We start from the raw sequence: 20,964 nt of genomic DNA on the forward strand, positions 1-20,964 counted from the left end.
CGGACTGGTGGATCGTGGAACGCGTCATGCCGATGGGACAGGTGCGGCCTCGCCCTCGTCCTGTGGACCCGGTGACCACCGGCCTCGCCTCCTTCTCAGAGGAACCGCCGCTCGGGGCCGTTGAGCGAAACCGGGACCGGCTTCCACAGTTGTGACCAAGGGCCTTGCCCGGTCCGCGTGCCGATCTCGTCAGCAAGGCGACGACGCAGTGCATCGAAGTCGGTGAAGTCCTGCCACTGGATCCGCACAATCCGCCATCCGGCCCGCTCCAAGATCCGCTGCCGATCGAGCATCTCGCGTTGCAGCCGCAGGAACTCGGCCTCGGAGGTGCCCATCTTCCCCATGCCGTCGAACTCGAAGGCGATCCTCAAGCCAGGCAAGGCAATGTCGAAAAAGTAGCGCTTCCCCCGGGGACTCACCTCGAACTGGGTGAGCGGAGGTTCCGGAGCAACCGTGAGAAGCACCCACAGCAGTGCGGCTTCGGCCACGTTCTCGCATCCGGGATCCGCGTGGGTGAGGATTCTGTGCGCCCGTCGTACGCCGCGCCTGGTCGGGGCCGACTCGAGAAGTGCGAGCAGACTTCTTCGTACGTTGTTCGCCTGAGGAACGGAACTTTCCGGAGTGAAGCGATTGAAGCCGCAGAGTTTGCGGAGGATGGCGCTCACGGCGACGAATGCCTCCAAGGGGTGGGCGCCGGCGGCGAAATCGATCGCCACATCGTGGAGGGAGTCGACTCGGAGGTCACCGAAGTGCACGGTCTTCGTCACTGGACTGGTTCGTGACTGGCGCAGGAACACCCGTGGAACAGTGGTCGTGCCGATGGTCACCGACGGAAGTGTGCTCGTGGGGTAACGGCTCGTGGTTCTCACAACCACGTCCGGGTTGGCGACCCATCCGGTGAGCCCGTGCAGGGCCAATGCGGAGTGGGCAGTGAAGGTGACCGATGGCCCCAGCGCTGACCAGGCGGCCAGGATCCGTGCCTTCGCGATGATCTCCCACTTCTCCCACGGCGGGTACGAGCACCACTCCGGACATACCGAGAGTGCGATGCCGTGCTTGAGCTTGACGAGGTGATCGGCGGAGGCGCGCGTGAGTTCGTGAGTGCCTTGAGTTCGCCGAATGTCGGCCAGACTGAGTTGCATGGACACAGAATGTCACGGTCATGATGTGCATGAAGTCACTTGGATGCATCTGTGGATGACGCAATCGAAGTGCATGGGAATGTCGTTGCCTCACGCGTGTGGGGGGTGAGGGGCGAGGCGGGGGTGGCAAAGTCTTCGGGCCCGGGTCGAAACGACACCGGGTCGGCCGTGGGCCGGGCTCGTGCACGTGTGCCGGCCCGGTCTGCGTACTGGCCCCGGTGTGCGCAGGGCCTTGCCACTTGCGTGTTGAGGCGCGAAGTCGAGGCAGCGGCAGAGAGCCCGAGGGCCGGCAAAAGCGTGTGGATGCGCCGCCTGTCGCACGCGGGTGTGATTGCAGGTCCGCGGTGAGTGTGGGGAAGGGGTGCGCGCCGCCCGGTGTGCGGGGGCGTGACGAGGGCGGGGCAGTGGGCGCCGAGGTCTGCGGGGGCATGCCGACACCCGGTCGGCCCGACCGCCGCGTGGGCCGGGAGTGGCCGCACCGAGCCGGAACCCTAGACTCGAAGTCATGACTGAACGCATGAACGTCGAATCCTTCAACCTGGACCATCGTCTGGTCGTGGCGCCCTACGTGCGAGTCGCCGATCGCAAGGAACTGCCCGGCGGGGACGTGCTCATCAAGTACGACGTCCGCTTCAGCCAGCCCAATGTCGAGCACCTCGACATGAAAGCGGTGCACTCCATCGAGCACCTCACCGCCGAGCTCATGCGCAACCACACCGACAAGCTCATCGACTTCGGCCCGATGGGCTGCCAGACCGGGTTCTACGCCCTGATGCTCGGCGTCGAGGCCGCCGACTTCCTTCCGCTGCTCCAAGCCTCCTTCGAGGACATCCTGGCCGCCACCGAGGTTCCCGCCGCCAACGAGGTCCAGTGCGGCTGGGGTGCCAACCACAGCCTCGAGGCCGCTCAGGCGGCCGTTCGCGACTTCTTGGCGAAGCGTAACCAGTGGGAGATCGTCATGGCTGAGGAGGCCAAGTGAACGCCGAAGCAGTACCAGCTCCGGCCTCGTCCGTCCCTGACGTGCAGACCCCGACCTCGTCCTCGCCGAAGGAGCACGCCACCCCGGCACTGCCGGCCCTGCCCCGGCGGCCCCGCGTGTGCGCCGTCGTCCAGTGCGCCATGGCCGAGGAGGCGGCCCCCGTACTGGCCCTCATGGACCAGGACGGGCGCAGCGAGCTGACCTCGGGCAGTGCGGGCGCACACCTCCAGTCCTTCGTGCTGGGCAGCATCGACGGCGCCCCGGTCCTGGTGGTCACCGGCGGCATCGGCCTGGCCAACGCCGCCAGCGCCACCGCCCGTGCGTTGACGCTGGTCGACCCGCAGATCGTCGTGGCCGCAGGCACGACCGGCGGGCTGCACGTGGACGTCGAGGTCGGGGACGTGGCGGCCGGCACCACCTCGATCTACTCCGGTGTCGACGCCACAGCCTTCGGCTACGCCCGCGGGCAGGTGCCGCGCATGCCGGTGGACTACTCCGCTTCGCCAAGGGCGCTGGAGGCGCTGGAAGTCTTGCCCGCTCGGATCGACCACCCGGTGCGCAGAGGGCGGATCGTCTCAGCCGACTCATTCGTCACCGCAGCCAATGTCGCTCCTGTGCGCCAGGAGTTCCCCGACGCGGTGGCCACCGACATGGAGACCTGCGCGATGGCACAGGTGTGCTGGTCGTCAGGCGTCGACTGGATCTCCATGCGTGCCGTGTCCGACCTGTGCGGGCCGCGAGCCGACCAGGATTTCCACATGGACTCCGACCGCGCCGCCCAGCACAGTGCTGACGCGGTGCGAGAGTTCCTGCGGCTGTACTGACTCGGCGCCGCTTCCGGCCGACCATCCGTTTCAACTGTGGGAAGGACCCGTCATGACCCTACGAGTGCTCATGGTGTGCACCGGCAACATCTGCCGCTCGACGATGGCCCACCAGGTGCTGGACGAGGCCGTGCGTGCGGCCCACCTCGACGTCCACGTGGACTCGGCCGGAGTATCGGACGAGGAACACGGCCACCCCATCGACCGGCGGGCCGCCCGCGTCCTGCGCGAGGCCGGTCACGGCGTGCCCGACCACAGGGCCCGGCAGGTGCGGGCCCAAGAGCTGGGCGAATGGGACCTGGTGTTGGCAATGACCGAGTACCACCTGCGCAGCCTCAACCGTCTGCGCGAGCGCTCCGGAGCCGAGGTCGACATCCGCATGTTCCGCGAGTTCGACCCGGCCTCACGTCCCGGCGACCGCGACCTTCCCGACCCGTGGTACGGCGGCCACCAGGACTTCGTCGAGACCCTTGAGGTCATCGAACGCGCCACGCCCCATGTGGTCGACCACCTGCGGGCTCTGGCGGCCAAAGGCATCGAGGGCGGCCACGGCGCGAACAGGACGGGTGAGGACGCGAGCGCCCGTTCGGGCAGGGCCGCCTCGGGCCCAACCGAGGCGGGAGAGGGCGCGTGAGTCGAACCCGCCGCACCCGCCCTCGTCCGAACAGACGTCGGGGGGCGCTGGGAGGCGTTTTCATGTGGGTGTCGCTGGTGCTTGGCCTCACCCTGGTCGTCGCATCCTCGGCAGTGGCGATCCGCGGATTGTCCGGCCTGCCCGTCCTGCCGGGTTCACCGCTGGGGAAAGGCACCGAACAGTCGGCGCGAACCTCCACGCGGACCGCCACCCGAGACCTGCCTGCGCCGGCGCTGGACGGCACCGACTTCGACCCCGAGTGGATCATCTCCGACGAGGTCTTCCACGACACCTCCACCATGGACGAGGCGACGATCGCCGACTTCATCGCCCTGGTGGGCAAGGGCTGCCAGGACTCGTCGAAGGGCGTCGCCTGCCTGTCCCGATACCGGGTGGACACGGCAGGTTTCGCCGCCGACCAGTACTGCCCCGGCGGTTTCGAGGGCGCCGCCGGTGACTCCGCGGCGGCGATCATCCACAAGAGCGCCCAGGGGTGCGGCATCAACCCGCAGGTCCTGCTCACCTTCCTGCAGAAGGAGCAGGGGCTGTTGACCGCAAGCGGGTCGAAGCTCACCGCACGACGCTACGAGGCGGCCATGGGCTACGGCTGCCCGGATGATGCTCCGTGCGACGCCCGCTACCAGGGGCTGGCCGCCCAAGTGTGGTACGCGGCCCGCCAGTTCCGCATGTACGAAGCACATCCGGAGGACTACTGGCTGCGCGTCCAAGTGCCGACCCCGGTCAAGTACGCGCACGCGGAGTCCTGCGGCGCACGCGAGCTGACGGTCGTCAACCAGGCGACGGTGAACCTGTACCTCTACACGCCCTACCAGCCGGACGAAGCTGCGCTCAATGGTGGCTCCACCTCATGCTCCAGCTGGGGCAACCTCAATGTGCACTCGATCTTCAGGGCGTGGTTCGGCCCGCCCAGGTGAGCCGAGCCGCTGGTCGCCGCCAGGTGCCGGGGTGAGCTGGTCGCCGGCCGGCGCGGCCGACAGGCAGGTCAGTCCTTGGGGGCGGCACCGTCCTCGGCGGTGACCGGCGGCCGACAGGACCACGGGAAGGAGATCCACAGACCCGTCTCCCGCCACGAGTAGTCCGGCGAGATCACCGAGTGCCGCTTCGTGTACAGCACAGCGCTTCGCGCCTCAACCGGCACCGCATGCGACCCGTCCAGTGACAGCCCGTGCTCACACAACAATTCCATGACCATCTTCAAGGTCCGGCCCGAATCCGCCACGTCGTCGACCACCAGCACCTTGCGCCCGACGACCGAACTCACATCCATCAGTGGGGGCAACAACTGCGGCTCCGGAAGTGTCTGGCCGATCCCCGTGTAGAACTCGACGTTCATCGTGCCCATCGCCTTCACGTCCAGCGCATAGGCAAGAGCGCCCGCAGGCAGCAAGCCGCCGCGCGCCACCGCAATCACGAGGTCCGGCATCCAGCCGGAATCGCTGATCGATCGCGCCAGCTCACGGGTGGCATCCCCGAAGCCCTGCCAGGTGAGGACTTCACGTTGAGGACGGGCGGCGTCGGTCGGAATGGCCATGGGTGTCTTTCCTCCATGGGGTTGATCGGATGACGAGGGCGGGGCCGGACGGTCGGCCCGGGCGGCGGGCGGTGGGTGCTCGCGGGTGGTCGGCCGGTCAGTCGCCCATGCAGGTGCCCACGTGGCGGGCGGCGAGCACCCACGGATGATCCAGGGGCACCTTCTTGAGGTTTCCGGCCACATCCGCCAGCGGCACGGGAACGGCCGACTGACCTTGGGCGGCGACGGTGACACCGAATCGGCCCTCCGCGACGAGGTCGGCGCCGGCCCCTCCCAGCAGTGTGCCGAGCATCCGGTCTGCGGCGTCGGGTGTGCCTCCGCGTTGGACGTATCCGAGGATCGTCACACGGGCCTCCAGGCCGGTGGCCCTCTCCAGCGCGGTGGCCAATTCGAAGGTCCTGCCGCGGTGGCTGGCTTCGACTGACGCCCGGTGCTTCTTGGCGGTGGCCTTGCCCTCCGGGGTGTCGGCCTCGCGGACCAGGGACTCGGCTGCGGCAAGCTCGGCCGCACCGGCAGTGTCCAGGGCTCCTTCGGCAACCGCCACCACGGAGAAACTGTGGCCGCGCCCGGCACGGTCCTGGATCGAGGTCACGACCGAGTCGATGGAGTAGGGGATCTCAGGCAGGAGGATGATGTCCGCCCCTCCTGCGATACCGGCGCCCAAGGCAAGCCACCCGGCTTTGTGCCCCATGATCTCCACGACGATGATCCGGTGGTGGCTGTGAGCCGTCGAATGCAACCGGTCCACTGCCTCGGTGGCGATGCCGAGCGCCGTCGAGAAGCCGAAGCTCGTGTCCGTGTGGGCGATGTCGTTGTCGATGGTCTTGGGCAGGTGGATGACCTTCAGGCCCGCCTTGGCCAGGCGCTGGGCGTTCTTCGCCGTGCCGCCACCGCCGATGCACACCAGGGCGTCGATGCCCAGCTTGTCGCAGTTGTCCACGACGGTGGGCACCATGTCGCGCACCTCGCCGTCCACCAGCATTCGGTGGACCTTGTCGCGGGAGGTTCCCAGGATCGTGCCGCCCACGGTGAGGATTCCGGACAGGGCCTGGGGGTCGAGCGGCATGGTGCGCCCTTCGGCCAGACCTCGGATTCCGTCGCGGAAGCCCACGAGTTCCATTCCGTGGTGGCCGATGGCGGCCTTGCCGAAGCCGCGGATCGCCGCGTTGAGGCCGGGGCTGTCGCCGCCGGCTGTGAGGATTCCGACTCGAAGGGGTGCCGACTTCGCCATTGTGGGCTCCTGACCGGAAGGGGAGTGGGGACACTCCAGAGTACCGGCGCGCCGCGCCTGCCCGTGAGGACCTGGCGCGGCACGGGAGGCAACTTCGTGGGAGCATGTGGACACGACGACGCCGCGACGCCCCGCGCCCCGGTGCGGCGATGACCACAGGAGGATGAAGGACCGAATGAGCACGTCCGACCAGGTGCGTCGACCTCGTCCCGCATGGGCGTCGACGCGAGGGGCCAGCACTGCCGCAACCGGACCTGCACCATCGGCTCAACCTGTGACGGCGGCGCCCTCGTACGCGCCGGCCCCGCCCTCGTCCCCGACACTCCCGCCCGAGGCAGGATTCAAGGGGAGCGAAGTGTCCGCCGACCTGGAAGGCGCCGTGGGAAGTGGGACGGCCGCTGACGCAGCGGGCCTGGCCTCACGCCTGTGCGCAGCCGTGGGCACAGTCCTGGTCGGAAAGGACGAGGCCGTGGCCACCGCCGTGTGCACGCTGCTGGCAGGTGGCCACCTGCTGTTGGAGGACGTGCCCGGAGTCGGCAAGACCAGCCTGGCGCTGGCGTTGGCCGGCGCCAGCGGAGCAACCTCGCAGCGCATCCAGTTCACCTCGGACATGCTGCCCACCGACGTCACCGGCGTGTCCGTCTACGACCAGGTGGAACAGCGTTTCCGCTTCCACCCGGGCCCCGTCTTCGCGCACGTGGTCCTGGCCGACGAGATCAACCGCGCCACCCCCAAGACCCAGTCGGCGTTGCTCGAGGCGATGGGGGAGGGGCATGTGAGTGTCGACGGGCGCACCATGGCGCTGCCGGACCCGTTCATGGTGGTCGCCACCCAGAACCCGGTGGACATGGAAGGCACCTTCCATCTTCCCGAGGCCCAGCGGGACCGCTTCATGGCGCGACTGTCCCTGGGCTACCCGGACCAGGTGGCCGAAGCGCGCATGGTCGGCGAAAGGAACGGCTCGGACCCGATGCGGGCGCTGCATCCTGTGGCCCAGGTGGCGGATCTGGTGCGCGCGCGGGCCGTGGTCGCCTCGACCCACATGGCGCCCGGAGTGGTCGCCTACGCGGTGGCCCTGTCGGCGGCCACCCGCCGACATCCGGGGCTGGCCTTGGGCGCCAGCCCTCGTGCGACCTTGCACGTGGCGGCGATGGCGCGCGCCAGGGCCGCCATGGGCGGCCGTGACCACGTCAAACCTGACGACGTGGCCCGCGTGGCCCCGATCGTCCTGGGGCACCGCGTCGTCCCGGCCGGTAGACATGCGAGCGCCGCCGCCGCCCGGCAGGTTGCCGCCGAGGTCATTGCCGACGTCCTGGCCACCACCCCGGTCGAAGGTCGTTGAATGGGCGCAGGTCGATGGGCGCACTGCGGCCCGACCGCCAGAGGGTGGGGCCTGCTGGTCCTGAGCCCGGTCCTGGCAGGGGCATGGATGGTCGTCGGCCTGCGTGAGATTCTGCTGCTGTCCGTGCTGCTGGCCGCCTGCGTGGTCGCCTCCCTGGTCAGCGTCGCACTGGTGGCCGCTTGGGCGCGGCCGCGGGCCAGTGTCCACACCAGCCCCACGACCCCGCGCGTGGGTGAGGGCTTCACGGTCCAGGCGCTGGTGGACACGCGTTTGCCACTGCGTTCCTTCGTGCGGGCCACATGGCAGATCGACCAGGCCGCCGCGGATGCCGAGGCCGGGGATGCGCCCGACACCTTCGGAGGGCGTGCCGGACGTCACACGGTCACGACCGACCACCACCTGGGGGCCGCCAGCGCGCACCTGTCGATGCCCATGCGGGCTGAGAGTCGCGGGCACGTGCACGTGCATCTGCGTCGCCTCACGTGGACCGACCCGCTGGGACTGTGGCGCCTCACGCGGCGCTGCCGGGGGGCGGCCGACGTCCTGGTCCTTCCCGCGCGGGTCCCCACCGATGCCCTGGACGTGCGGGCAGGGTCCGTCGAGCGCCCCAGGAACGGCGTTGACGAGGGCGAAGCCGGAGGCGCGATCCGCGAGTACCGGCCAGGGGATGCTCCCAGACGCGTCCACTGGAAGCAGAGCGCACGCGTGGGACGCCTGCTGGTCAACCTGCCCGACGCCCCCGAGCACGTCTCGCGCGAACTCTTCCTGGACACGCGCGCCCAGGCGTGGCCGCAGGCCAGGGGCTTCGAGCAGGCGGTTGCCCTGGCGTGCAGTCTGGTCGAGGAGTGGTTGCCGCGCGGCGAGGACGTGCGCGTCTTCCTCGGAGGTGTCGAAGTCACTGCCGGTCCGGGGACTGGCCGAGTCGACAGGTTGCCGCCGATGGCCGGAGAACAGGTTTCCACGGACGTCGGCGACGGCGGGGTCGGCGGCGACGCGCTGGTGCGCGCCCTGGCCGAGGTCGACGTGGCCCCCGCCGACATGCACGCACTTCCGGGCACCCACCTGCTTCCGGGCGGGAAAGGCCCGGCCTCTTCCTCGGCCCTGCCGGGCGCAGGTGCGCCGAGCTGCGGCCTCGTCATCACCGGCTGGATCGACCGGGAACTGCTCGACGCCCTGCACGGAACACCCGCCGGCATCCTCGTCTCGACCTGCGCCGAGGCTCCACCGGCCCACATGACACCGCCCCTGTGGACCCTGGTCCATGTGCCGCCCACGCCGGTGCACGCCACGCCTGAAGGCGTGCCCTCGCGCCACGCGGGCACGCATTCCTCCACGCGCGCCGTCGCGACTGTCGCCCTCGGCCACCCGCGAGCGGGCGCCAAGGAGACCGGGCAGGGCACCCATGGCTGAGGCGCCGACTCGACGGGGTCGCGTCGGCGGCCTGCACGACATCCGCTGGAGTGCCTCTGCGGGGCCACTCGCCGGAGTGCTGCAAGGCATCGTCACCATCGCCCTGTGGGCGACGGCAGTGCGCTCCATGGAAGCGGTCTTCCAACCGGGGCCGTGGCAATGGGCGCTCCTCCTGATGGTGGCTGGCGCCTTCGTCCCGGCACTGGGACTACGACTGCTCAGTCCTCAGCGACCATTGATGGCCTCCAGCGCGGGGTGCGCGGTGGCCGCAGGAGTTCTGGCGCACAGACTGTGGTCCAGCGGCGCCATGGAGGCATGGCACTCCGACCCTGCCGGTCGACTGGCGTCGGCACGTTCGGCGGTGCTCCACGGGGAGCCGCCCATGGTGCTCACCGGCGCCGTCGAAGACGTCATCCTGGTCTTCGCCATGCTGCTCGTGTGGATCGGCGTCCTGCTGCACATCGGCTCCGAAGCGCCCACGCTCGGCGCTTTGGTGCCGAGCGCCGGCCTGCTGCTTCGGCCTGCGGTCACCGGCGTCCACGAGAGCCCGGTCGTGCTGGCCGCAGTGGCACTGGGATGGATGCTTCTCCTGGTCCTCGGCTCACCGGCGGCGCCCCCGTGGGGGCGACGATGGGCCGAGAGGGCGCGGGGGGCCGTACGCGTGTGGGGTGCGCGCTCCGCCGTGGGCGCCCTCGCCCTCGTCCTGGCCGCAGGGGCACTGACCCAACTGCCCACGACCAGCGACAAGACGTGGAACCAGACAGGAATCGTCCCCTCGCCCGTGGACACCACCATCCCCGACGTCACCGTGGCACTGGGCCAGGAGCTGCGGCGCGGCTCCACCGCCGAAGCCTTCCGATACTCCGGGGTCTCCAACGGGCAGGTCACCCGATTCACCCTGTCGACCTTGGCGGACCTTGACCGGGGCAGGTGGAAGCCCGTCGACGTCGCCGACGGGGAACTGCAAGCCCTGGACTCCGCCCGCTCCGGTGCGGACCCCACCTACAGTGGCGCCCTCGAAATGCTGCCCGCCAATGGGGGGACCGAGAGAATCAACCCCGGCGATTTCCTGACACCACCGGTCACAGTGATCACGAAAGGCCTGGTCAGCCCTTGGTTGCCGACTTTGCAGTCGACGGTGCTGGTGGATCTGCCGACCTCCGGCGCTGCGGAGACGACGAAATCCTCTGGGGCGCCGTCGTCACCCGGACCCGGAGCCCCACAGTCCTCCGGCGACGACGAAACCCCCAGCACGCCACTTCCTCTGGACCAGTGGGCGTGGGTGCCCGGCACGGACTCGGTGCGCTCGGCCACGCAGGTCACCCAGCGCGGCCAGACCTACCGCCTGTGGGGATCGACCCAGGAGCGCCTGCCCCTCACGCCTGTCGCGCCCGGACTCGGCACGGCCGACCAGCAGGCGGCCGCGACCGGGCGACAGCCGAAGGACCTGCCCCGCCACCTCGCACTGCCCGAGGGCGTGCCCGACGTCATCGGGCGGACCGCCGCCGAAGTGACCCGGGGCGCGTCGGACGACCTTGCGGCCGCGGCGGCCCTGGAGCAGTTCTTCACCGGCGGCGGCTTCACCTACGACGAATCGGCGCCCTACACGCCCGGCGCCGACCCGGAGGACCCCTACCAGTCCATGGAGGCGTTCCTGGCCGACCGGCACGGGTACTGCGTGCACTTCGCGTCGACCTTTGCCGTCATGGCGCGCACACTGGGGATCCCCAGCCGCGTGGCCGTCGGCTACGCTTCACGCGCCGCAAGCGGCCCGTGGACCTCGGTGGTGGGCCGTGACCTGCACGCATGGCCGGAGATCCACGTCGACGGTGCCGGCTGGGTGGCCTTCGAGCCGACTCCCGGCGGCGCCGGCTGGCGGGCCGAGACCGGTGAGGACGTTCCGGCGACCCCCCAGTCCGACCCGGCACAGTCCGGGGGCGCGCAATCGGCAGGTGGGACGGCCCCGCAGGAGCAGTCTGCGGGGGCGGCGGCCCACGACCAGGAGGCGTCGGCAGCGCAGCCGCAGCCCGGGGACACGGGAGCGCAGTCGGGGTCCGGCGGCAGGACTGACGACGAGGGCGCCACCCCGGGCGTGCATGTACCCGCATGGGTGTTCGGCGTGCTCCTGGGCGCGGTGGGCCTCGGGGTGTTCGTGTGCGTGCCACGCCTGGTGCGGGCGCGCAGGCGGGGCTCAAGGGCGCAAGCCGTCCGGCGAGGGCGGGCCGAGGCCGCGTGGGACGAGGTCGTCGACATGGCCGTGGACCTGGGGCAACTGCCTGTGGGCCTGTTCGATGCCGACACCCGGGAGCGTCCCCGCGCCCGCACGCCGGAGGCCCAGGCGGAGTTCCTGCGATCCTGCGGGGCGCTCGGGGGATCGGGAGTGCCCGATGCTCCAAGTGTCCCACGTGCAACGGGTGCTTCCGGCGCCTCGGGTGCCGGTCCGGAGGTCGAGGCCGCCCTGGCCACACTGCTGGAAGCAGTGGACGCGCAATTGTGGGGCCCCAAGGCGACATCGGCGCAGGTGCCGGCAACGGTGCCGGCTTCCGTGCTCGCCCGCACCCGCGACGTCCTCCTCCGCACATTGCGAAGCTCCGCCCCCGCCAGGGCCCGCGCCCGCGCCACCTGGCTGCCGGCCTCCGTCCTCGGCCCGTGGTGGGCGCGTCTGCACCCACGGGACAGGCCCGAACGCCGCACTCGTCCCCCGGACGAGGGGGCGGGGATCAATGCATGAGGCCCGCCTGGCGCAGGAGACGTGCCTCCCGGCGGTAACGCCGGCCGGGTTCTCGCGGGTGACCGCGGTACGTCCACTCCAGGACCACCGCCGGGTCGAAGACCCGTGAACAGCTGCCGCAGGACACGACCCGCTGCGGCGACCTGAACAGGTGTTTGACGGCGCCGCAGCGCGGGCAGGTCCCCGCCCAGTCTCCTTCGGGACTCGGCAGCCCCCGGTCCAGGCTTGCCCGGGGTGATGCGCCGACCTGGCGGGCCTTGGCGCGCCAGAGCGCGTCATGCACGTGCATGGGGCCGACCAGCGCGTGCGCCACCTCGTGCAGGACGACCTCGCGCACGGTGGGCTCGTCGTAGAGGCGTGTGAGGGGCGCCGACAGGGTGATCCTCCGGTCGCCGTGGTGACAGGCCCCCGCTCGGCGGCGCGCGGTCGAAGGCGAGGTCCCAGTCGGCAAGGCCGTGGGCGTCCATGATCGCACGGGCAAGGGCGTGGGCCGCCTCCAGGTCCACTGTTTTCACGCCCCCCGTTCGAGCAGACCCAGGATCCGTTTGGCCGAGACCTTCTGAGGGGTGCCGAGCTGCTGGGCAAAGCTCGACACGCGCAACTCCTGCAGCATCCACCGCACCTGTTCCAGTTGGGCGGCGCGGCGCAGGTCGTGCGGACGGGCGTCGGCGGCGGCGCGCGCGTCGGCCAGGGCCCGTTCGAGGTCGTGGATGCGGTCCATGTCGGCCAGGTCGCGGGCAAGCACGCCCGCGCCGCCCGAGGCGCGTCGGACACGCACCGCCCCGGCCCGCAGGTAGCGAGCCAAGTGCGGCAGGGCCGAGGCCGGGGTGCGCGAGAGGAATCCGGGCCCCACCAGGTCTTCGTTGACCCTGCGGACATCCGCGGTGACCTCCGCCAGGGAGTCCTGCGGGTGGGCGCGCAGCTCGCCTTGGACCTCACCCTGGGCCTCCATGGCGCGCACGACGTGTCCCATGATCTGGTGGACCCGGTCTTCGTGCAGGTCGCGGGCCCGGCGGGCAAGGACCTCGAAGGCTGCGGCGTCGCGGACGGAGCCTGGGCCGCCATCGGCAGTGAGTTCGTCGACCAGGTCGAGGGCGCTGGCCACCTGCGCTTCAGCGACGAGGGCGGCGGTGTCACCATAGGAAGTGGCGGCCAACATCAAGGCTTCGCGACCGCTCCAACGGGTTGTCACCCGCTTCGTCGCCAGCTGGACGCGGGCCGCCAACAGATGCGCCAGACCCAGACGGTGCATGCGTTCGGCTTCGGCAGGGTTGGCCATCACACGCACTCCTGCGCGCGGGGCCGCGGCGCTGCCCTGCGGGACCAGCGCAGGGAAACCGCGCAACACCATGGCATCGCCCTGAGTCTCGACACTGCGCGGCAGCGGGGAGTTGGGGAAGGCGGTCAGGCCGTCCAGGTGCAGGTCGGCGGCATGTTCCAGCCAGGGCGCGGATGCGGGGGTGTCCGGGGTGTCCGCAAGCTCCGTGGCAAGGGAAGAAGTGGCGCAACCGTTGGCCTTCCCCCGCCGGTCCTGTGCGCCACGATCCTTGCGCCCGCTGCTTGCGCGGCGTGCGGCGTCAGCCATCGCCTCCTCGACCGCCGTGCGCACCGCTGAACGGATCGCGTGGTCGGCCTTTTGCGCCAGGGACTTTTGCAGGTGGATCAGGTCCGTGCCCGCGGCAAGTTCGCGCCCTGAACGGTCGACGACCACGAAGGTCATCCGTAGGTGCTCCGGCAGGTTCTGGCGCATGTGCTCCAGATCCTGGGCCGACAGGTCAACACCGCGCAGGATCCTCACCGCCTCGGTGAAGGCCTTGGCGAAGGTGGGACGCGGCGATCGGCCCCCGGAGGCCACGTGGTCGCCGGTCGCGGGCGTCTTCGGGACAGCTGTGTCGGATGCGGGTTTCTTCGACGCGGACTGGCCACGACTGGCCACGCCAGTGCGAGACCCCCAGGCCGCCAAGCGCCCCATGGCCGCCGACAAGGACATGGGGTCGTCCTCGTCCGAGGCTGCGCCACCTGCTGTCACTGCATCGCAGGCGGCGCCCGTGGTCCCGGTCGCGCCCCGACCGCCGGCGGAGTCCGGGCCACCACCCGTGCCGTTCTCGTTCCCGGTGGGGGGTGCCCAACCTGCCGCTTCGCGCCCACGAATCCACTCGGCCACGCGGGAGCCGACCTCGGGAGCGGGGGCAAGCAGGCGGCGTTTGGCCTTGGGCAGGGCGCGGACGGACTCGGTGACCAGCTCTTCGAGCATTCCCGGAACCAGCCAGTCCGTGCCGTCCTCGCGCACGCGAGCCAACACCTCGACCGGGATGGTCATGCTCACCCCGTCGCGGCCCGAACCGGGCTGGAAGCGGTAGGCCAGGGGCAACTCCATGTCCTCGAAGTGCCAGTGGTCGGGGAAGCCGGCGGAGTCCTGGCCGGTGCCACGTGGCAGCAGGATGGCCTCGGTCCAGCACAGAAGGTCAGGGTTGTCGCGCCTGGCCTGCTTCCACCACCGGTTGAAGTGGCCGGGGCTGACGACATCAGCGGGCAGCAGGTCGTCGAAGAACCCGGCGCGGGCCTGTTCGTCGGCCACGAGCCCATGTGTGCGAGTCCGCCTTTCGACCTCGCGGGCGCGTTCCAGAGCCTCCTCGTTGCGCGCCTGGAAGGGGTGGCGTTCGCGCCATTGCCCGCGCACCAGCGCATGGAGGATGAACATTTCGCGGGCGATCTGCCGAGCGGTCGGTGCCCGCCAGGTCGACGTGCTCTGCGGCACCTCCCCACCCGTTTCGCACACAATGCGGGTGCTTGGCGAAGGCGGACCTGTGGAAATGCTGGTGGCATCGTCCGAATCGGCCCGGATTGTGTGCGGATTCGGGTTGGAAAGGGCGCTGTCGAGGTCTGAGCCCGGCTCGGCAACTGTTTCGGAGGCCGCAGGCTGCGAACCGGAGTCCGCGGGGGCGGCTTGCGTCAGATGGTCCGCTCCTGAGATCTGCACGTCAAAACTGGGCTCTGCCAGCGCCAATGCGGCCAGGATCTCGGCGCGGTCGACTTCGGTCGGGGCAGGGCGCCCCTTCGAGCCGACCAGTCCCCGGGCCAGGCCCGCCACAGTGCCGGGCAGAGGAATCGCAGCATGTGAACCGCCATCGCCCCCGATCGGCACGTCCCCCAACGAGCCCAGCAGCACCGGACGCTCGGCCACCAGGGTCATCCCGTAGAGCAGCACCTTCTCCTTGACCATGGCCGCCCCCTTGGACGCCGACCAGAAGGGCTCGGAGTGCACCTTCTTGACCAGGGCGCCGGCCAGCGGCTCCACCCACTCGGGGCGGATGCGCGCCACCGTGCGGGCGAACAGGCGTGAGGTCTCCACCAGCTCGGCGGTCATCACCCATTCCGGATGGGACTTGGCCAACCCGGACCCGGGCCAGATCGTGAAACGCGTACCCCTGGCCCCCTGGTAGTCGCGTTTGGCCAGGTCCCGATTGCCCACATTCGACAGCAGCCCGACCAGCAGTGATCGATGGATGTCATCCGCATCGACCGCATTGGCCGATCGCGTGTAGGCCACGCAGGCGCGCGCGGCAGCTTCGGCGATCCCGCCGCGCAGGGCTTCTTCGGCCACCTCCGTGGGCGAGGGCAGCCCGATGGAGTCCGTGCGCAGGTCCAGAGGTCGCGCCATCTGCCGCAGCTGAGCGACGACGTCACGCCATTCGCGGTAGCGCAAGTGGTGCAGGAACTCACCGCGACACATGCGTCTGAAGGCGCTGTTGGACAGGTCGCGCTGCTGGGTGCCCAGGTAGCGCCACAGGTTGAGGTAGGTGATGAAGTCGGAGTGCGGGTCCGTGAAACGCGCATGTGCCGTGTCGGCGGCCTGCTGGTGGTCCAGGGGGCGTTCGCGCACGTCCTGGATCGACAGGGCGGCGACGATGACCAGCACCTCGGAGGCGCACCCGTTGGCGTCGGCCTCCAGCAGCATGCGGCCGAGCCTGGGGTCGATGGGCAGGCGCGCCAAGTCTCGTCCGATGGCGGTCAGGCGGTGGGTGCCGCTGCCCGTACGGGGGGGCGAGGGCGGGTCGAGGGCGAGGGCGCCGATCTCGACCAACAACTGCATGCCCGCTCTCACGGCGCGCGGATCAGGTGGGTCCAGGAACGGGAAGTCGGCGACCGCGCCCAGCCCGAGCGCCGCCATCTGCAAGATGACGGAGGCCAAAGAGGTGCGCAGAATCTCCGGTTCGGTCCATTCCGGGCGTGACTCGTGGTCGGCCTGCGAATACAGGCGGATCGTGATGCCGTCGGCCACTCGCCCGCATCGACCGGCCCTCTGGTTGGCGCTGGCCTGCGATACCTTTTCGATGGGCAGACGCTGGACCTTGGTGCGATTCGAGTAGCGGGAGATGCGCGCCAGTCCCGGGTCGACGACATGGCGCACCCCGGGCACGGTCAGCGAGGTTTCGGCGACATTGGTGGCCAGGACGACTCGGCGCAACGCGTGGGGTTCGAAGACCCTCTGCTGTTCGGCGGCGGACAGCCGCGCGAAGAGCGGCAGGATCTCCACGGCTCCGGCTCCGGTGCCGCGCGGCTTTTCGCCTGCGCGTACGCCGCGATCGCCCAGGTGGTCCAGCAGTGCCTGCTCCACGTCGCGAATGTCGCGTTCACCCGGCAGGAAGACGAGGATGTCCCCGTCTCCCTCGCTGCACAATTCGTCGACGGCATGGCAGATCGCGGTCTCGACGTCGATCTCCTCGCCCAGCCCGTAGCCCAGGGTGGGCAGGTCGCCGTCCGGGTCCTCCAGGACGAGGTGTTCGGGACCGTTCGTGCTGTCGGGGCCGCTTCGGGCGGGCGTGCGCTCCGCGGGCCGGGAATCGCCGATCGCCCCGGTGGCCATTCCGCCTGCCGTCCCGGACCGGGTGCTCGACGAGGTGCTGTACGAGGTCGGCGCGTCCTCGGCCAAGGGGCGGTAGCGGATCTCGACGGGGTAGGTGCGTCCGGAGACTTCAATGACCGGCGCGGGCTCGACGAGGCGGCCCCGCCCGCGAGGCCCTTCCCATGTGCCGAAGTGTGCGGCGAAGCGTTCGGAGTCGATGGTGGCGGAGGTGATGACGACTTTCAGGTCGGGGCGCATGGGCAGCAGACGCGCCAGGTAACCCAGGATGAAGTCGATGTTGAGGCTGCGTTCGTGGGCCTCGTCGATGATGAGGGTGTCGTAGCGGCGCAGCAGCGGGTCGGACTGGATCTCGGCCAGCAAGATGCCGTCCGTCATGAGTTTGACCAGCGTGGACGGGCCGACCTCGTCCGTGAAACGCACTTGGTAGCCGACGACCTGCCCCACGTCGCGGCCGACCTTTTGGCCGAGTTCTTCGGCGATTCGGTCCGCAACCGCCCGCGCGGCAAGACGGCGCGGCTGGGTGTGTCCGATCATCCCGGCGACGCCACGCCCCAGTTGCAGGCAGATCTTCGGCAGCTGCGTGGTCTTCCCGGAGCCGGTCTCACCTGCCACGATGACGACCTGGTGGTCGCGGATGGCGGCGGCGATCTCGTCTCGGCGCGCCGAGACCGGCAGGTCCGGGAAGGAGATCACGGGGATCGAGGCTGCTCGACCCGCAAGTTGCTCCGGCGTGAAGGGTTTCCACGCGGGAGCCAGGTCGTGGTGGGGTCTGCGCCCTCGCTTCTGGTGACGAGGCCGACCCCCTTGGCGGGTGCCGGGCTCCGGGCGCCCTCGCCCCGCCCTGCGGCCGCCTCGGCGCGCGGGCTGCGGGGATCCGCCGGATCCGGGGCAGGTGGGTTCAGGCACCCGACGATTCTACCGACCGGTGCGGCGCCCCTTGCGGGCCCGGCGTCAGCGGATGAGGAAGACCTGCTGGCGCACGAAGGGCTTGCCGTCGGCAGGACTGTTGACGACGAACCACGCCTGGTAGCCCTTGTCCCATGGTTTCAGGGCTCCGCGCTGCTGTTCACCGGGTGTGATCCCGCAGAGGAAGTCACCGGGCTGGGCGGAGGACTGCACCCACCCGACCTCGATGGCCACTCCGGGCCGGTTGCGAGGGGCGACGAATCCCGTGTCATTGCCGCCGGGGTACAGGACGCAGGAGTCCACTGTCGCGCCCGCCGGGTACAGGGACTGTCGCACGGTCTGAGGGTTGTTCGGATCGGCGAAGGGCTGGTCGAGGAATTCGATGACCTTCGGGTCTGCCATGTCGCGGATGGAGGCCTCCTTGCCGGAGGAGATCGCGTCGTAGAAGATCTGCATGACCTGCCGGTCGGGCACGACCTTGCGACCATCCGGGGTGTCGTAGACGATCGAACGCTCCACGAATTGGCCGTCCTTCCACTCCAGGGTGGCGTTCGCCGCATAGCTGGACGGTGCGGCGTGGAAGGTCTGGTCGCCCAGGGCCTTGATTGCGGGCACCTGGAAGGTCAGCGTGTTGCCCCGGGCCGACAGGTTGGTCATGGTGAAGTCGTGGATCTCGCCGGTGAACATGCGGTATCCGGGTGCATCCGGGTTCTCTCCCCACGGTTCCAGACGCCCGACCAGCTTCATGTCCGAGTCGTACACGCCCAGTGAGTTGTATGCGTAGGCGCCTCCACCGTCACAGGTGAAGAGGGCCAGCGCCACCGGGGTCCCGTCGAATTCGGTCTGGACCACGTCCGACAGGGTGATCTTCGCGTGGTTGTCCACCGGCGACTTGGCCACGCCGTTGACGAAGGTGGCGGTTGCCTCCGTGCGCAGTCCGAACTCCTCACAGACGGGGGGCACTTCCAGTGTGGCGGCCATCAGTTTCTCGCGGCTGGGTGCCGGCGCCTTGGGAATGGGGGTGGCGCGCTCGTCCCCGGAGCCGCTCTGGGAGGTCGAGGGCGGGGCGTCCGATGGGGCCGTGTTCGCCTCGCTCTGCGAGGTCGTGGCTGCAGGGAGGCTGCAGCTGGAGAGTGAGGCTCCGGCCAGCGTCAATGCGGAAAGCGCGATGATCGCCTTGCGCAGGGTGCTCGCCCCGGTGATCGAAGCAGCCTTTCGGCTGGCCCGTGATGCCTCGTGTGACTGCGTGGAAGTCATCTGTGCCTTCTTGTCGTGGTCGTGGTGCCCGTCCACCATGGCTTGGAACATGTGTGGTGGGTCTCTTCTGCGAATGACGATACCCCTTGTTCGTCAAACGCTTGCATCACTCAAGTATGAACGGTATGATCTATCATACGAAGGGGGTGCCTCATGAACACTGGGGACGGAAAGTACGCATGGATGGTCAAGATCGGCGAACGTGGACAGTTCGTCATCCCGAAGGAAGCCAGGGACCTGTTCGGGTTGCAGCCCGGAACGGAGATCCTGGTCCTGGGAGATGCGGAGCGGGGACTGGCGATCCTGCCCCGGGCGGCCCAGGGGGACTTCATCGCCCACATCTTCTCCGCAGTCGACCAAAGTGAAGGAGGCGAGCAGCGATGAGCCGCATCGTATTCGTCAACATCCACGCCCACGGGCACACCAACCCGACCCTCGGAGTCGTGCGTGAACTGATTCACCGCGGACACGAGGTCATCTACTTCTCCTTCGAAGCCATGCGGGAGCGGATCGAAGGAACAGGAGCCACTTTCATCCCGTGCGACCAGTACGTGCGCGGCATGGAGCCCACGCGAGAGGAAGGCGCCAAGCTCGGATCGGACCTGGCGCTGGCCAGTCGCATCCTCGTGGACACGACCCTGGCTCTGGCTCCGGTCCTGCGCGCAGAGTTCGAACGCCTGCAACCCGACTGCATCGTGGCCGACTCGATGGCCGTGTGGGGGCGCCTGCTGGCACGCCAGATGGACATTCCGGTGGTCACCTCGACCACGACATTCGCCTTCAACAGCCATGTCGCCCGCTCGATCATGGAACAGGGCATCCCGGCCCTGGTGAAGTTCCTCGTCCAACTTCCGGGCTTGCGCCGCGAAATGCGGCGCCTGCGCGAGGCCGGATTCCCCGTGCGGGGCTCGATGGACCTGGTGACCAGCGACGAGGATCTCGACACCGTCGTGTACACCTCCGCCGAGTTCCAACCCGCCTCGGACACCTTCCCCAAGCACTTCAGCTTCGTCGGGCCCTCGGTGCGTCCGGTGACCACCACGGTGACCAAGCAGCGCGACACCTTGGTCTACGTGTCCATGGGTACGGTCAACAACGACATGGCGCCCTTCTACAGGGCCTGCATCGAAGCCTTCGGGCGGACCCGCCACCAGGTGATCCTCTCCGTGGGCGACCAGGTGGATCCTGCAGCACTGGGCCCCGTGCCAGACAATGTCACAGTTGCCGCGTCCGTGGACCAGATCGCCGTGCTCGGCGCCGCGGACGTCTTCGTCTCGCACTGCGGCATGAACAGCGTCAACGAGTCCCTGTGGTTCGGCGTCCCGCTGGTCATGCTGCCCCGCACCAGCGAACAGGCCGGAGTGGCCGAGCGCGTCCGCCAGGTCGGTGCAGGAATCCGCCTGAAGGGCACCGATGCGGACAAGGTCGTCCGCACAGTCGAGCGCCTCCTGGGCGACCCCTCCTACCGAAGGGCCGCCGAGCGGATCAGGGATGGTTTCCACCGGTGCAGTGGAGCCGTGGGCGCGGCCGATGCGATCCTCGGCGCATGTGCGAAAGCGGCGGGACGTCCTCGTCGAAGCGAGTCCTGACCGCCGCAGCGTCGAAGGGCAGGATGAGCAGGTCGCGGGCAAGGCCGACGAGGGCTCCACGGGTGCGCTGGGCCACAGTGGGGGAGGTGGTCTCCAACGGCGGGACCTTCGTCGGTCGCCGTGGGGTCGGGTGGGCCGTGTGCCACCGGCCATGGACCTTGGGACTGCGGCGATTCCGTCGGGCTCAGAAGAGGAAGTCGTGGAGTGCCTTGACGGACATGAGGGTAACGGCGCCGACGAGCATCCACAGGAGAAGCTTCGCGGAGAACAGACCGTAGGCGGCGAAGAAGTCGTCACTGCGTTCCAGCTGGTCCTCGGTGGAACCGGGCGCCCACAACGGATCCTGGCCCTCATTCAGTGGTTCACGCTTGTCCGTGGCCATCGCGGTCTCCTTTGCCCGGTGCGAGTCTCCGCTGTCGATCGTATCGGTCCTGGCCGCGTCCCCTCCATGTCAGAGGAAAGCGTTTCAGGCGCTCCGCGGTCTCCACCGGCCGTGCCCA

The 20,964-nt window shown here is 69.5% G+C and carries 15 protein-coding genes and 1 pseudogene; 9 read left to right on the plus strand and 7 right to left on the minus strand.

What is annotated here, in order from left to right:
- Positions 1-95: 95 nt before the first annotated feature.
- Positions 96-1,142 carry a hypothetical protein gene (locus tag I6B53_RS00585; protein WP_216764358.1) on the minus strand — a complete coding sequence of 349 codons (1,047 nt, stop codon included), beginning with the start codon at positions 1,140-1,142 and terminating at the stop codon, positions 96-98.
- Between the two features lie 505 nt (positions 1,143-1,647).
- Between I6B53_RS00585 and I6B53_RS00590 the strand changes: the two genes are divergently transcribed.
- From I6B53_RS00590 to I6B53_RS00605, 4 genes and pseudogenes are all read left to right on the plus strand, one after another.
- On the plus strand, positions 1,648-2,121 hold the full coding sequence (locus I6B53_RS00590; RefSeq protein ID WP_253953902.1) for an S-ribosylhomocysteine lyase: 474 nt from the start codon (positions 1,648-1,650) through the stop codon (positions 2,119-2,121).
- Positions 2,122-2,210: 89 nt separating this feature from the next.
- On the plus strand, positions 2,211-2,945 hold the full coding sequence (gene mtnN, locus I6B53_RS00595) for a 5'-methylthioadenosine/S-adenosylhomocysteine nucleosidase (protein ID WP_301554146.1): 735 nt from the start codon (positions 2,211-2,213) through the stop codon (positions 2,943-2,945).
- 52 nt (positions 2,946-2,997) lie between these two features.
- A pseudogene (locus I6B53_RS00600) lies at positions 2,998-3,462 on the plus strand (low molecular weight protein-tyrosine-phosphatase); the annotation flags it as partial.
- Positions 3,463-3,575: 113 nt separating this feature from the next.
- Positions 3,576-4,514 (plus strand): hypothetical protein, encoded by a 939-nt coding sequence (locus tag I6B53_RS00605; protein ID WP_216764360.1) that lies wholly within the window; start codon positions 3,576-3,578, stop codon positions 4,512-4,514.
- A 68-nt stretch (positions 4,515-4,582) separates the two neighbouring features.
- On the opposite strand, the gene I6B53_RS00610 is transcribed toward I6B53_RS00605, so the two are convergent.
- Positions 4,583-5,131, minus strand: a complete 549-nt coding sequence (locus I6B53_RS00610; RefSeq protein ID WP_216764361.1) for a phosphoribosyltransferase — start codon at positions 5,129-5,131, stop codon at positions 4,583-4,585.
- Between the two features lie 97 nt (positions 5,132-5,228).
- The gene (locus I6B53_RS00615; RefSeq protein ID WP_216764362.1) at positions 5,229-6,362 is read right to left on the minus strand and encodes a 6-phosphofructokinase; all 1,134 of its coding nucleotides are present in this window, start codon (positions 6,360-6,362) and stop codon (positions 5,229-5,231) included.
- Positions 6,363-6,717: 355 nt separating this feature from the next.
- Here I6B53_RS00615 and I6B53_RS00620 point away from each other — a divergent pair, with 355 nt between their 5' ends.
- Genes I6B53_RS00620 through I6B53_RS00630 form a run of 3 tightly spaced genes read left to right on the plus strand, consistent with a single transcriptional unit; the run spans position 6,718 to position 11,845 of the window.
- Positions 6,718-7,704 (plus strand): MoxR family ATPase, encoded by a 987-nt coding sequence (locus I6B53_RS00620; RefSeq protein WP_253953903.1) that lies wholly within the window; start codon positions 6,718-6,720, stop codon positions 7,702-7,704.
- On the plus strand, positions 7,705-9,114 hold the full coding sequence (locus I6B53_RS00625; RefSeq protein ID WP_216764364.1) for a DUF58 domain-containing protein: 1,410 nt from the start codon (positions 7,705-7,707) through the stop codon (positions 9,112-9,114).
- Positions 9,107-11,845, plus strand: coding sequence for a transglutaminase domain-containing protein (locus I6B53_RS00630; protein WP_216764365.1), 2,739 nt, complete (start codon positions 9,107-9,109; stop codon positions 11,843-11,845). Before I6B53_RS00625 ends, I6B53_RS00630 begins: the two co-directional genes overlap by 8 nt.
- Here the strand turns inward: I6B53_RS00630 and I6B53_RS00635 are convergent.
- The 3 genes from I6B53_RS00635 to I6B53_RS00645 form a co-directional block, all read right to left on the minus strand.
- Positions 11,835-12,296: a SprT-like domain-containing protein gene (locus I6B53_RS00635; RefSeq protein ID WP_367880385.1), complete on the minus strand. Its 462-nt coding sequence runs from the start codon at positions 12,294-12,296 to the stop codon at positions 11,835-11,837. The two genes, I6B53_RS00630 and I6B53_RS00635, sit on opposite strands and share 11 nt — an antisense overlap.
- A 60-nt stretch (positions 12,297-12,356) precedes the next feature.
- A complete protein-coding gene (locus tag I6B53_RS00640) occupies positions 12,357-17,405 on the minus strand; it encodes a DUF3418 domain-containing protein (RefSeq protein ID WP_367880405.1) in 5,049 nt (1,682 codons plus the stop codon).
- A gap of 258 nt (positions 17,406-17,663) precedes the next feature.
- Complete coding sequence (locus tag I6B53_RS00645) at positions 17,664-18,926, minus strand: alanine and proline-rich secreted protein Apa (protein ID WP_216764368.1); 1,263 nt, start codon at positions 18,924-18,926, stop codon at positions 17,664-17,666.
- Positions 18,927-19,028: 102 nt separating this feature from the next.
- On the opposite strand from I6B53_RS00645, the gene I6B53_RS00650 reads away from it, so the two are divergent.
- Entirely contained in the window at positions 19,029-19,259 is a 231-nt protein-coding gene (locus I6B53_RS00650) for an AbrB/MazE/SpoVT family DNA-binding domain-containing protein (protein WP_216764370.1), read from the plus strand.
- The gene (locus I6B53_RS00655) at positions 19,256-20,464 is read left to right on the plus strand and encodes a macrolide family glycosyltransferase (RefSeq protein ID WP_216764372.1); all 1,209 of its coding nucleotides are present in this window, start codon (positions 19,256-19,258) and stop codon (positions 20,462-20,464) included. Before I6B53_RS00650 ends, I6B53_RS00655 begins: the two co-directional genes overlap by 4 nt.
- A 184-nt stretch (positions 20,465-20,648) precedes the next feature.
- Here I6B53_RS00655 and I6B53_RS00660 read toward each other — a convergent pair whose 3' ends face one another.
- Entirely contained in the window at positions 20,649-20,846 is a 198-nt protein-coding gene (locus I6B53_RS00660) for a hypothetical protein (RefSeq protein ID WP_216764373.1), read from the minus strand.
- Positions 20,847-20,964: the final 118 nt, after the last annotated feature.

Origin of the sequence: Schaalia sp. 19OD2882, from assembly GCF_018986735.1 — a bacterium.
Taxonomy (GTDB): domain Bacteria; phylum Actinomycetota; class Actinomycetes; order Actinomycetales; family Actinomycetaceae; genus Pauljensenia.